This is a genomic window from Pontibacter qinzhouensis (assembly GCF_008017455.1).
GTDB classification, from domain to species: domain Bacteria; phylum Bacteroidota; class Bacteroidia; order Cytophagales; family Hymenobacteraceae; genus Pontibacter; species Pontibacter qinzhouensis.
Genome location: NZ_VRTY01000073.1, coordinates 18,125 through 31,294, shown reverse-complemented (window position 1 = coordinate 31,294; position 13,170 = coordinate 18,125). Strand labels below are relative to the sequence as shown.

At 48.4% G+C, this 13,170-nt stretch carries 9 protein-coding genes; 4 read left to right on the top strand and 5 right to left on the bottom strand.

The window, feature by feature from the left end; all coding sequences use genetic code 11:
- The coding region (pgk, locus tag FVR03_RS17140; RefSeq protein WP_147922989.1) for a phosphoglycerate kinase at nucleotides 1-418 on the top strand (418 nt) is incomplete at its 5' end.
- Nucleotides 419-984: 566 nt separating this feature from the next.
- On the top strand, nucleotides 985-2,820 hold the full coding sequence (locus FVR03_RS17135; RefSeq protein ID WP_147922988.1) for a prolipoprotein diacylglyceryl transferase family protein: 1,836 nt from the start codon (nucleotides 985-987) through the stop codon (nucleotides 2,818-2,820).
- A 201-nt stretch (nucleotides 2,821-3,021) separates the two neighbouring features.
- Here the strand turns inward: FVR03_RS17135 and FVR03_RS17130 are convergent, their stop codons facing one another.
- The 4 genes from FVR03_RS17130 to FVR03_RS17115 all read right to left on the bottom strand — a co-directional run bounded on the left by FVR03_RS17130 (nucleotide 3,022) and on the right by FVR03_RS17115 (nucleotide 9,043).
- Nucleotides 3,022-5,520 carry a zinc-dependent metalloprotease gene (locus tag FVR03_RS17130; RefSeq protein ID WP_147922987.1) on the bottom strand — a complete coding sequence of 833 codons (2,499 nt, stop codon included), beginning with the start codon at nucleotides 5,518-5,520 and terminating at the stop codon, nucleotides 3,022-3,024.
- 369 nt (nucleotides 5,521-5,889) lie between these two features.
- Nucleotides 5,890-6,417, bottom strand: coding sequence for a DinB family protein (locus FVR03_RS17125; RefSeq protein WP_147922986.1), 528 nt, complete (start codon nucleotides 6,415-6,417; stop codon nucleotides 5,890-5,892).
- A 551-nt stretch (nucleotides 6,418-6,968) separates the two neighbouring features.
- Entirely contained in the window at nucleotides 6,969-7,595 is a 627-nt protein-coding gene (locus tag FVR03_RS17120) for a YdcF family protein (protein WP_147922985.1), read from the bottom strand.
- A gap of 245 nt (nucleotides 7,596-7,840) precedes the next feature.
- Nucleotides 7,841-9,043 (bottom strand): OprO/OprP family phosphate-selective porin, encoded by a 1,203-nt coding sequence (locus tag FVR03_RS17115; protein WP_147922984.1) that lies wholly within the window; start codon nucleotides 9,041-9,043, stop codon nucleotides 7,841-7,843.
- A 494-nt stretch (nucleotides 9,044-9,537) separates the two neighbouring features.
- Here FVR03_RS17115 and FVR03_RS17110 point away from each other — a divergent pair, with 494 nt between their 5' ends.
- On the top strand, nucleotides 9,538-10,086 hold the full coding sequence (locus FVR03_RS17110; protein WP_255474275.1) for a hypothetical protein: 549 nt from the start codon (nucleotides 9,538-9,540) through the stop codon (nucleotides 10,084-10,086).
- The gene (locus tag FVR03_RS17105) at nucleotides 10,083-11,018 is read left to right on the top strand and encodes an alpha/beta hydrolase (protein ID WP_147922983.1); all 936 of its coding nucleotides are present in this window, start codon (nucleotides 10,083-10,085) and stop codon (nucleotides 11,016-11,018) included. Before FVR03_RS17110 ends, FVR03_RS17105 begins: the two co-directional genes overlap by 4 nt.
- A gap of 273 nt (nucleotides 11,019-11,291) precedes the next feature.
- Here the strand turns inward: FVR03_RS17105 and FVR03_RS17100 are convergent, their stop codons facing one another.
- Nucleotides 11,292-12,947: a hypothetical protein gene (locus FVR03_RS17100; protein WP_147922982.1), complete on the bottom strand. Its 1,656-nt coding sequence runs from the start codon at nucleotides 12,945-12,947 to the stop codon at nucleotides 11,292-11,294.
- Between the last annotated feature and the right edge of the window lie 223 nt (nucleotides 12,948-13,170).

The window sequence follows — 13,170 nt, the reverse complement described above, 5'->3', positions numbered from 1 at the left end:
CATGATTCCGGTAGACTCTATTATAGCCGATGGTTTCAGCAACGATGCCAACGTAGACACCTGCCTAAGCCACCACATTCCGGATAACTGGATGGGCCTGGACATAGGCCCGAACGCCCGCGAGCAATATGCCGATGTAATCAGAAACTCCAAAACTATTCTTTGGAACGGTCCGATGGGTGTTTTTGAGATGTCGAATTTTGCAGTTGGTACCGAATTTGTTGCTGATGCCGTAGTAGATGCTACCCGCCTTGGCTCCTACTCCCTGATTGGTGGTGGCGACTCTGCCGCAGCCGTAAACCAGCTGGGTTATGCCGATAAGGTATCGTATGTATCCACGGGTGGTGGTGCGCTGCTGGAGTATATGGAAGGTAAAACCCTGCCAGGTGTTGCCGCCATTGAACGTGACGACTATTAAAAAGTTGCTGCCGGCTGTAAAAAGCTGCAAAACAGTATTATCACAAAAAAGCCCTGTTGCTGTAAAAGTCAACAGGGCTTTTTACTATTTATACTGTTTTTCTCCCCAAACTCTTCCATTTCTGAATCAGCTCCTACCACCCTCTCCTTTCAAAAGAATCTTAAAGCTGAGATCCCAAAGCAAAGGCTCCTGTTAGTGAAGAAATCAGTGTCCGCAGCTTTCTGGCACAGCTGTGCCAGCAGCTATGGTTTTTTACTTTCCTGCTTTCTCATTAAAGTTCTGCTACAACATCTTTAAAAAATATTATCATAACTAATAATATTAAAATAAAAAGCTATATTAGATACATTATTTTAGTTTAATTAGAATCGAATATTAATACCTAAAAAAGCAGAAAGTTATGCCTTCCTTTCCTGTTAAATAACTGATGTTACTGCAAAAATTTAAATAGTTTATACAGGCTCTGGAGTTATACTTTTTCTGTCCCATCACTGTAGGCTTACGGCTACAGTCACTACGTTATTTTAAACAGCTACCTGTGTTCGTCCTTGTTAAACCTTCTGATTATGAGCAGCCTGCTATTTATTATCGATACCAAAGGAGACGACTATTTTGACCTGATCTATATTTGCGTTTTTCTTTTAGCGGTGGTCTGGCTCTGGAGAGAAGGCTTCAAGCGCAAATTCGACTCCGTTGCCTGGGCCCTGTCTATGGCCGTAACCTGGTTCCTGTTTATAACCGGCACCAAAATGTTCGCCTATTCCGCCTCCGACTGGAAGGCACTGTTGCTGGGGCAGCAGCTCCCCATCACGTTCGACAAAGTGCTATTTGGTGGCCTCTTTCTTTCTGTAATAGGATTCATATTCCTGAAAAGGATACTGCGCCTGAACAACAGTGCGCTAGATGCATTTGCTTTTTTGCTCCCGCTCGCAATTGGCATACAACGAGTTGGATGCCTGTTGGCGGGCTGCTGCCATGGCATCGTAAACAATGCTGGCTGGGGTGCTCAGTACAAACCAGTTACGTTGCCGCACTACCACCAGTTTCAGGCCGGTTTACTTGAGCCTGGGCAGTACTACTCTTTGCCAGTACACCCTACCCAGCTTTACGAACTGGCAGCTGGCCTAGTGGTAGTGGCTATTGTATTTAGGCTGAAGCGGCAAATAAAAGCGTCTGGCAATACCCTTGTGCTAGCCATAGGTTTGTATAGCTTTTTCCGGTTTTTTATTGAGTTCTTCAGAGATACTGCTGCCCACGCAAGTGGAGGCACCCTGGTGGCAGACCTAAAAATTATACAATGGATTTTGCTGCTGACCATGGCACTGCTAAGCTTACTTTTTATACACAGGGAACAAACACATGCCTCGTTAAAAGTAACCACTCCCCCTGTAACACCGGCACTATATATAACCCTGCCCCTACTCCTGAGCCTGCTGGTGGCTACCTGGAGCCTGAAAAACTGGTTTTCGTATGCCGAATTTGTAGCATTACACACTGCACTGCTTCCGGCCATGGCCGTTGTAAGCAGCCATGTGTTCCGGGTGTTTACCATACCACAGTACCGTTGGCTCACAGCTGCTATTTTGATTGTACCTGTTTTTTTAATGAGCCAGGCGTTTCCGGAGCAGCGGCATGACTCGGTAACTGCACAATCTTACCATACCGTTAAAATTGGCTACGGCACTGGCGACTATCATAACTCCCATAACATTGGCACCGGCAGCGGTTGTGCCCGTGTGAGCAATACCAGTTACTTTCATCAGGAATATGTGATGGGAGGAGCAGGCTACGCCGTTACCAAACCGAAGAGAGAAGGATACTTAACTTTTGGTGTAAATGCCTACGCCGGGACTCACGAAGAAACAGATATTACGCCTGGTACTTCAGTACGCGCTCCTGACAAAAACATTATTGTGGGCGTGAACCCGTATGTATATTACGATACAAAATGGCTGGGAATTGGCGGCGGGCTGCATGCTGGCAATCTTTCCTACACCATAGAGGATGGCAGCGAAGAAGGAACCAGCATACCAAAAAGTGGCAGCAGAAAAACACCTCTTTACCCACAGGCGCGCATCAGAATCGGACCTACCCGTGTACTTTTCGGTGAACTTCGGCTGGCAGATCATTTTCCGACTCCTATGCCGGGTTTACGATTTCAGGCCAGTGTTGGGAGTGGCTTTGGTCTAAAAAACGGCACTTTTATTCGGGTTGGCAGCAATGGGGTTAATGACTTTATAAGTGGACAGGTGGTACTAAATAACAGATTCGTAATCGAACCTCTTTTTCTGTGGGGAGATACCAACTACGGGTTGTTTAGCCAGGAGTATAAGCAACGGCAGTTCACACTGGGTCTGCAGTACCGGTTCAACCACCAAGACGAAAAAATCTTAAGAAGATGAAGCAAGGTAGTAAACTATCATGCTTCTTATATTCTAACCTATAATTTGACATTGTACTATTCTAACAGGTTTGGTCTCAGGACCGCACACAAAGGGTTAAACACTCAAACTCACTATTTTTTAAAAATGTAGTACTTGGTAAAACATCAATAGCCATTACAGAAAAAGCCCTTCCGGTTGGAAAGGCTTTTTCTGTAATGGCTAATTTTTCTTCGGATCCAGAATGGTATTTATTCTGACCAGTGTATCGTCTAAGTGGTAGCGGGTAAGGTCGTTGTTGTGCCGGTTTCGGGCAGTTGTAACCTGGCGCTGTAGCTTTACGAGCTCTCCTCTCACAATAGACCGGATATCAGATTGATTGATGGTAAGCGGCGTTCCCGGCATTCTGGCCGATGCGTCTGTTTCTACATTCAGCAGGTAGTGCATGCGGTCTAGGTATGCCTTCTGCAGGTTCCGGCGGTAAATGTCTATTTTGGCTCCGCTGTAGATTTCGCTCCAGATACCGCGTTGCAGCTGGCTCACCATGTTCAGGGCATTATAATTTACTTTTTGTACCTCATTCTCCATCAGGCGGGCCAGCCTGACAGAATGGAGCAGGTTGTTCAGGTGCCGTACCTGAAGGCCACGTACGTTTTCTATATGGCTGGCATGGTGCACATTACGGCTTATCTGTGCCTGGTGCAGCCACTCCGGCGATGTAAAGGCATTATTTAGTAGCCAGTCTACAGAAGCGATCTGTGTTTTGGCAGGAACCGGCGTATAGACATAGCCCTTCTGCTCCGGTTTCAGTCGCTCCTCGTTTATGCCCCCCACATTGGAGACCACATGCCCGATGTAGCGGCTCCACACACCCAGCAGTTCATCATACAGCTCACTCAGATCGTCGTAGTCGTTTGTCTGGGCTGCGGTCCAGTCGTAGAGGCTGGGGGCTACGCGTTTCAGGTTCTGCAGACCATAGGTACTGGCTTGTATCACATCAGCCCCTATTCCTTCTGTCTGGCTGTTGGGGTCGTAGCCACCGCTGCCACTACCGAACTGGTAAATAGGGTCGCCTGTTTTTTCTGTTATCCATTTAGATAAAGTAGGCACTTCGGCTTCGGGTGTGGTAGCATCAGGCAGGTAGCGGTAGCCCCAGTTAATTACATAATGGTCGTATGGCCCGAGCTGGCGCACAAACCTGATACCCTGGTCGCCGGGTTGGGCCACATAGTTATAGCGCGCGTAATCCATAATGGTGGCTGCAATACCGTATTTTTGGGTAAAGCTGCCGGAGCGTAACGAGTCGGTGGGGTAGGCGGCGCTCGCTTTCATGTTGTGCGGCAGGCCAAGTGCATGGCCAACTTCGTGGGTAATAACTTCCAGCATCATACCACCAAGGTCCTCAATCGGCGTTTCGAGGGTGCGGGCGTTCGGGTTTGCAGCTCCGGTTTCGAGCAGGTAGCGGTTCCGGTAAGAGCGCAGGTGGTTATGATACCAGATAATGTCGCTCTCAATAATCTCGCCTGATCGGGGGTCTGCCACACTCGGGCCAACTGCATTGCGGGTAGTGCTGGCCACGTACCTGATAACGGAGTAACGTACATCTTCCGGGCTAAATTCCGGGTCTTCTTCAGGAGAGGGAGGGTCTTTGGCCAGAATTGCATTTTTAAAACCGGCTGTCTCAAAAGCTTTCTGCCATTGCTCCACTCCTGCCTTTATGTAAGGGCGCAATTTCTCGGGTGTGGCTGGGTCGAGATAATACACAATAGGCTTTACGGGCTCCACCAGCTCGCCTCGCTTGTAGGCTTCCACATCTTTTGGCTCGAGTCGCCAGCGCTTTATAAAGGCAATTTCATCAGCTTTAAGGGCTTCGGAGCCATAATCGATTTGCCGCACCGTAAAATAGCCTACCCTGTAATCGTTGAGGCGGGGCTGCATGGGTTTTGCCGGCAACAGCACCATCGACTGGTTCATGAGCACGCTGATAGAACCGGTGGCCGCGTTAGAAGGCGGTTCAGATGCCTCAAAGGTGAAATCCTGTTTTACTTCTATGTTAAGCGGAAAGCTTTTGATGCTGTTGATGAAACTTCTGGAATCGTCGAGGCGGGTAACTTTGTAATCGCGGCGCATGTTGGCGCTCAGGCCGCTGAAGGCTTTGATGTCGGACTGCAGAAACCGGGTAACATCTATTACATAAGAGCTGGAGTCTTTTGTAACAGCTGCAATGTCGAAGGCGAAAATGGTTGGCTGGTAGTTGTTGGCCTGCACCGATAAACTTATGGGCAACGAATCGGCCGCATACGCGTCATACGACTTGGTTTTCAGCAGGATCTTGTTCTCGAACTTCTGCCATTCCACCATCTGCTCGTTTACAGAAGAACCTGCGTTTATGTAGCCACCACCTAAGCCAGATGGGAGGCTGGCAAACCGGCTTATCCACAGGAAGTCGCGGCGGAGTAGCGAGTCGGGTATTTCGTAGTAGTACTTGTCGGCTACTTTATGTACTGTAAATACGCCTTTGTCTGAAATGGCTGCTTTGGTAATAACATCGGAGTAGCTCCTGCCACCTCCTCTGGAGGGCGGGGCGGTACGAAGCCTGTCGGGCTCCTGCTGCACCGATACAGCCGGCACCGTCTGGACAGGGGTTTTGGAGCTGGAGCAGGAGGTTTGGGTAAGAACAATAAGTGTGAGGAAACTGACAATCTGGCAAAGTTTGTTCATTTGCGGTTGTTTTTATAAAGGCACGTATCACAGGCCAACGCTATTTTCTGCACAAGGGCAGCGACCAGATCAAAGATAAACCATATTTTATACAGCACACAATTATAAAAGAACAAGTAGCCTTACTTTTTAAAAACTAACTGAATTACAACACGTTACCAACACTCCGATTGTTGTAAAGTATAGAACTGCTGTCTTACTTTTACAGCTGAGGACACAACTTACCGGAAATAGACAAATATTTTTTCATTTTAACAGGATGAAGATAAAATCTTGTGTCCTGCGTCTTGTGTCCTTTTACAAATAGCAGGGCAACCTGAAATTCCGATAAGTTGAGTCGCAGTTAGTGCTAAGATTAAACAGTTTAGGTTATGCTTCCGGCGCTTTTACTTGCAGCATTTTTGAAGTAACGAGCAGTTGCCCTACGTGCCGCTGTGTGTGCTCGGCAGCGTGCACCAGCAGCCCCAGCACCGTAGAAGGCAATTTTGCTCTGCCCACACCACGCTGTTCTAGTAAGATTTCTTCAGGGGTTTTCCGTAGCTGCACCAGGGCCTTTTCAACCTGAGCATGAAACTGTTGCACCAGCGTCTGCACCTGCTCACCTGCTTCCAGGGGTTTTCCTTCCTGCCCCAGCGCCTCCAGCTGTTGCGGTGTTAGGGCCTCGTCGCGAGCATAGGTTAAAAGCCGGTCGAGCACACCCGTTAAGTGTTGCAGATGGAAACCAACGGCCGCCACTCCCGCAGGCCGCTCCCACAAGAGTTCTTCCGGAAAGTTTTGCATGTAAAATTGCACCTCCTCGCGGGCCTGCAGCAGCGCATGCGCCACCGGTTGCAGGTACGGCGGCATGTCCGGCAGCGTGCCGCGCAGCCAGACTTCAAGGTTTTGGGTAGTTGCCATGTTACAAATTTAAATTCTGATTTTTAATTATCGAAGTGTGAAGTAAAGTCAAATTAATTCTGATGCGTTTTTAAAGGAAATTTTGCCTACAAATTTCGAATTATTCTAATGAAAATGGCCTCCCGAAGGAATTTGACAGAATTAGTACCAAGGGCATAGAGAACATAACCAACCTAAAGGCGCTAACAGCAGAGGAAAATAGTTGGTCTTGGTAGCTTCAAAATTTCATGTCAGTAATTCAGTATGAAACCAGTCCGCAAATATTAACTGATGTTACGCACATTTACTTACGAGGTATGTTTAAGCTTTTTTCCAACTCTCTTAGCTGCTGCTTTTTCCGGTGCCCTTAAGCATTATCGTTTTATTAGTAGAGGTCTTAGCGCTCAACCTAAGAACTGGGATTTTGTACTACGAGCCACTGCTACTGGGCCAGCCATAGTCTATGGGTGCGCTACAAATGCAGTTGCTTTGCAAAGGGCAAAAGTGCGTAACATCAATTATTCAGATAAAATAAGCCTTCAGAAGCAAAAAACAAGAAAATCGGTCAAGGGTTACAGCAGGTTTTTATCGCGCTGGTTCAGGTAGGCAAGCACCTCCTGCACCGATGCCAGGTCGCCTTTGGCATTATAAAGTGCCACCCGCTCTAACTCTCCCGCTATAAGCGAGGCTCTTGTACCCGTTACGGTTCCCTGAGAATGCACCACCTCGTCCTGCCACGGCATGGCGTTACCGGGGTAACTGTAGATGCGTAGCTCTGGGTAAGAGGCCAGGGCCGCTGTAACAGCCGTCATGAAAGCACGCGGCTGCTGAAAAGGCGCTGCTGTTACAACTATACTTTTCAGTTGCTGTTCTTTGGCAAACGCCACCATCGACTGCGCCTCGATGAGCGTGTGCAGAATGGGTGTTTCTCGTGGAACCGGTGGCACAGGAACCACATGAGCTGCCGCTACTCCCTGTTCCACTAATTTATCTTGCCAGTTACTGAAGCCTCTAAAGCCACTCATCGGGCCCGTATTGGTAATCAGAATTCGGGAGGCTTTTTTGTTCTGCAGCAAATAATGCGCCGCAGCAAACACCGACGCTTCGTTGTCGGGGGTCTGGCCATACAGAAAATGGCCATCGAGCGGGGCATCTGGCAAAGTGTCGCAAAGGCTGCGAAAAAGTAGTTCTTCTAGCATATAGTTACTGTATGAATTTATTGCAAATCGACGCACGCACCACGACATACGAAGCACGATATACGACTTTTTTTAATTGCATAAAAGGTGAATCAACCTTGTGGAATCAAAACAAAACGGATCAACGTCTTTCCACAATTGTACTACGTGTGTCGTTTTTCTCAAGATGATCACTTGCTGATGCCGATAAGTTGTGTCGCTGTTTATAACCATTTAACAATTCAACCATTCAACAATATAAGAGATCAGAAACTCACCTGGGCTCTAAGTTGCAATGCCTGTATGGTATAGCTGTTCTGCAGGCGACCGTGCAGGTAATTGAGCATGAGCCGCGAGGAGGCTGTAAAGTACCAGTTTAATCCAACAGTCATGTTCTTCAGTTCGCCGAACTCCGCTTGTACCCCCTGCAGGTTTACCGACGAAAAACGCAGACCAAGCTCCCAGGCACCACGCAATTTATCTGCTTCGGAGCGCTCTTTCAGCTGTATCGACGAAAAATTATTGTAGCTCCTGCGGTACTTGCGAGTGCCTCCGGTTATAAAGTAAGAGCCTTGCAGGTAATAGCTGTTAAAATTGCGGGTGAGGGTGGCGGCTTGTTCCTGCTGCACTGCAAACGCATGCATATACTCGCCTTGGAAACAAAAGCGGCCTTCGGTATAGCCAACTTCCCCTCCTAGCCGTCTTACCTGCTGCACGTTTTCGAGCATAGGCGTGCGCACATACATCACCTCTACATTGGCTTCGTTCTGGGTTTCCAGGTGGTAGGTGTTGTTAATAGGAGCAAAAGAGCCGCCGGCTAGACCAAGGTGCACAGCCCGGTTTGCCTCTTCCTGCATCAACGGACTGTAAATCATTCGGGCTGTAAAAGAGTAAGCACCTTCTCCGGTCACGTCATCAGATAGGTCGTCGGTAAGTCTGTTTACGCCCGTAAAAACGCTGAATTTGTTGCCGAACATATGCTTTTCGATCCTGATGCCCACATTACGGTTTGTGCCGAAGGCGTTGGTAAGCGACCGCTCCATAAACACAAGCCGGTTGGCATTTGTCTGTTCTTCCATTCCAAAAGGTTCTCGCAGGTAGCCCAGTGTTACTCTGTCTACCCCAGGCACTTTCAGGAACGCGATGTACAGGTCGCTGTAGCTAAACTCTTCTCCAAAGTTAAACTCGAAATCGTATTCTATTACGCCATCCAGGTTGCCGGTAAAGTTTACACGTGCGCGCCTCACATTTATGCGTGGCCCGATTGGCTCAAAAATAGTATCTAAAACAGCTCCATGTTGCTGGTACCCAACATCGAAATGGACCCTGCCACCCACAGTAAAATGGTATCGTTCGTTCTCGCTTTTAAACTTAAGCCCACTGTCCCAGTACGGCTCCAGCTTTACCGACTGCGCATACGAGGTATAAGATGCCAACAACAGGAAAAGAGCAAGTAAAAGGTGTTTCATAAGGTATGGTTCTGTGGAGAGGCTGCCACTCGTGCTGTTTAACCAGGTAACTTTAACGTACTGGATTCACCAGAGTTAGTTATAAACTTAACGGCGAACCAAATCCTCATGCAGCTCCCGTTCCTTTTTTACCTGCCAGCTTAGAGCCTTAGCACACAGCCTATTTCGAAGCACTCTAACAATGGGTGGAGAGGTGGTAGTTTTAGTGGAAAGAGAAGCTTGTAAACATCTTCTTCTCCTGCATCTATTCCTAACTGGTTCAGTGGCGACTGATCCCTCATCACCTTTGGCACCTGATGTAAATTATTTAAATAAAAATGGCCTTCAGAAGGAAAAAACTCAAAAATAATTCAAGGGCTGCCAAATCGTTCTATACTGAAAAGAATGTATATTAGAGCTTAGAATCAGGCACTTGGCGGTGGCATTCACCAGCATCCTTTATTCGTGTGCGCAAGCTTATTGTAGCAGCAAATTTATCCTCAACCGTAAACAATATGAAACTTAACATGAAGCTGAGTGCCCTGCTGCTGACGCTTTTTTTTCCTGTAGGCATCGGCTCCGCATTTGGCCAGCAGAAGGCGCTGGATATAGGCATCCGGTTTCAGAAGTCGCTGGATATGTACTACGAAAACGGCCTGACGGCGCAGTATATGCTCACCGAGCGCTGGGCAGTTGGAGCACATTACGTGAGCAGCAGGCTGGGTTCCGCCATGGGTTCCAATGCCATCAGGCAAGACAATATGTTGGTATCAGGTGCTTACCTTTTCCGGCCGCAACGCCTGCTGCGGCCTTTTGTACGTGCTAACCTGGGCTATTTCAGGGCCGATTACGAAGCAGATATTTTTGACCGGCTGCCCAACACCTCTGCCCTTGCCTCAGCTGAAGCGGGCCTCTCCTACCCTATTACACCTCCTCTTAAGGTGAGTGGCTCGCTCGGATATAATGCCCTTACCGGCGATGGCACAAGCGGGCCAGGAACTCTGTTTCCGATCTTTTACCAACTCAGCTTTACCTGGAATGTTTTTAACGCAGCCACCCGATGAAAAAACTGTTACTCCTGTTCCTGACCGTTAGTGTACTTTTTTCGTGCGGAAAAGACCCTGAAATAGAAGATTACATGCTCGACAGTGGCCTGCGTTTCGACCAGACTATTTATGAGCCGGAGAAGTTCCTGGTATCTTACCAGAACCCGAACCCCACACCTGCCGAAGCGCAGAGGCCGGTGGTAATTGCCATCCACGGGTACAGTGCCTCTACCTTTGAGTGGAATGAGTTCAGAACCTGGGCCGCCACCCGAAACGATTTCGCAATTTCGCAGGTGCTGATGGGTGGTCATGGCCGGTCGTACCAGGATTTTAAAAACGCCACCTGGAAAGACTGGCGCCAACCTATTATGGATGAGTATGCGCGGCTGGAGCAGGCAGGTTACCAGAACATTAGTTTTGCAGGCTCCTCCACTGGCTGCACCCTTGTGCTTGAGATGCTGGCCAATGGCTACTTTAACAACAGAATAAAACCCAGGCATATCTTCTTTATAGATCCGAATATTATCGCCTCCGATAAAAACCTATCGCTGATTGGGGTGCTTGGGCCAATTATTGGGTACACCGAAGCCGAAAACACTGAAGGTGAAGCCAAGTACTGGTACCACTACCGGCCTTATGAAACTCTGAAGGAACTCCGGAAACTGCTACATATAGTGCGAAAAGACCTGCAGCAAGGCATTACCTTACCTGCCAACACAACCCTGAAAGTGTACAAAGCTGAAAAAGACAATGTAACAGACCCAGCAGGCACCGTACTGATTTATAAAGGCGTAAAAACCAGCAATGGCCAGAAACCAACCATCAGCCTGATTCCTTCTAACCTGCATGTGTTTACGCGCCTTGAGCACCGCGATGCCCCGATTTCTGCTCAAGACCGCAACAACCAGCAACAGGTTTTTGAAGACATGGCTGCTCTTCTGACCAGGTAAAGCTAATGTTAACAACAACGGCTGCAGGTAGTGTTCTGACCTTTGGTATTTAGGTGAAAGGAACTACCATAAAAAGGACAAAAACTTTTATCTTTTCAGCAAATAATTTACCTAACTGGGTAACACGCTTCCATTTATAAATAACCCTTTGATGTTACTTTCTGTTGCTACTGCTGCACCAATTTAATTTATAAAGTCATATGCCTCCGCCCATGAATTATAAGAAGGCCAGAGGCTGCGGAAAAGTCGGCACGAGAGAGGACGCTCGCGCCATCAAAATTCCTTATTTGGCGAAGCACTACTGCTGCTACTTAAAACCTGAAGAGCTGCCGCAGATTTTAGGAATTCTCCTGACTCAGCTGAGGTATTTAGAGCAGGGCTTAATTTGAATTTAGCTTTGCGATGGATGTTCAACGCCTGATCTGCCTCGGCAGGCAAGGCAAAGGATGCTGCCTCGCTTATAACCACATACGCTCCACGCGCTACCGTAAGCCTGCCATTTTGCTGCAGCGCGACACTGGCCTCTGCTGGTATAAATAATGTACCTCCACGCTCTACCGTAACGTTATAATTAGCCAAAGTTGTGGCGCGCAGTTCCAGCACACCGCCTTTTTTAACCTGAATACCACCTTCCCAATGTTTAGGTGAGAATGCTTTTAACTGCCCCTGCAGCACCAGTTTGCCGCCAGCGTTAACTGTAACTGCAGATCGGATGGGCATGGTGAGGGCACAGCTTAAGGTGAGGTCAGCGCCCTGGTTCAGCACCAGGTCCTGGTACAGGCGCATGTCAAAATCCCAGGTTTGGGCGGAGGTGAGCACATAGGGCACCTCCGAGTACGCTTCTGCTATATAGCGGCGGGTGTCGGTGAGGGCGGAGGCACGGTGCATAATGCCAGCCTGCATCGGCGAGATGTAGGTAAAATGATCGGGCGCAAACATCATCAGGTTATTTGTAACTCCATCTCCTACTTCTGCAAACGGATCTACTTCCCAGCCCTTATTTTTGTGCGGGCAAATGTCTGTATAAATATCTTCCAGAAAATCGCGGGAGTTGCAGTAGTAGCCCTCGAACAGGTGCTGCAAATCGAGGGTGTGCGCCAGCTCATGTGCCAGTACCGTTGCCGACGGAAAAGTCTTGTGCTTCAGCAGCATCACGTACGACTCACTGTTAAAATTGGTGTAGCTCGGGGGCCGGGTAAAGCCGTTGGCTCCCATGGTTAAGGTGCCTGTTGCCCTGGCACCGCTGCCACCGCCTCCTTCTAAGGTTACTTCAACCTCGGGTTCGTAATAGAGGCCTTTACTTTGAAGCTCAATAGCTGTTACCTTGCCTTCTGTAACAATGGCCTTTGCCACAGCACTCTTTGGCGAGAACACCACCTTTGGAGCACTTGTGTAACCGGAGCCTGCCGCTGTTACCTCTACCCGGTCTACTCTGGCCATGTAGTAGCCATCGGTAAACAAAATATTCAGCTGGTTAGCCCTCTCCGGATCTGCCTTTTTTATGTTGTGTAACAGCAGGCTGGCGTTGTGGCTTCGGTTGAGGGAGTCGTTCTGGTAAAAGTAGATCCGCTCCTGCCCCGGAGGGCCAATATCGAAACGGAAGCGGGTATCGTTGCCTGGCAGGGAATCGGTGCCCGGCACAGGATCGGATGGTGCAATAACGTTGCTGTAAATCTCGTTCAGTCTGGCAATGTAGTGCAGAAGTGCTGCCCGGTCTTCTGGTGTATCCTGGAAGTTACCGGAACTATCGGATCGCTGAAAAATATTGAAATTGAGTTGCATGACCTTTAGTGGAGCATTTTGCAGCGGCAAATCGCCACCTTTGGGCACCCAGGTTTTCAGGTTACTGTAAAAATCGTAAGCACCGGCTTTATCTGGTTGGCAGGGTGTGAGATTTTGTTGTGGTGCAGGTGCTACTTGTTGTGCCAAAAGGCAGCGAGCAGGCAAGAACAGGCATAAAAATAAAATCAGCTTTTTCATTGAGGAAGGCCTTGTAGGTGCCGGCCAATCTGCTTAAGCCGGTTACCGTTCCATTTAAATCATACTGCATACCTACGCAGAGGTTTTAGGCTTAGTGCAGACGACTTATCAAAAACAGGTCCGTTTCGGCTTCTTCTGCGATGTATTTTTCAATCGGCATATCACTTTCTGA

Coding starts and splice junctions, on each gene's coding strand:
- FVR03_RS17135 (WP_147922988.1), top strand. CDS start 985: ATGAGCAGCCTGCTATTTATTATCGATACCAAAGGAGACGACTATTTT.
- FVR03_RS17125 (WP_147922986.1), bottom strand. CDS start 6,417: ATGGCAACTACCCAAAACCTTGAAGTCTGGCTGCGCGGCACGCTGCCG.
- FVR03_RS17115 (WP_147922984.1), bottom strand. CDS start 9,043: ATGAAACACCTTTTACTTGCTCTTTTCCTGTTGTTGGCATCTTATACC.
- FVR03_RS17105 (WP_147922983.1), top strand. CDS start 10,083: ATGAAAAAACTGTTACTCCTGTTCCTGACCGTTAGTGTACTTTTTTCG.
- FVR03_RS17120 (WP_147922985.1), bottom strand. CDS start 7,595: ATGCTAGAAGAACTACTTTTTCGCAGCCTTTGCGACACTTTGCCAGAT.
- FVR03_RS17130 (WP_147922987.1), bottom strand. CDS start 5,520: ATGAACAAACTTTGCCAGATTGTCAGTTTCCTCACACTTATTGTTCTT.
- FVR03_RS17110 (WP_255474275.1), top strand. CDS start 9,538: ATGAAACTTAACATGAAGCTGAGTGCCCTGCTGCTGACGCTTTTTTTT.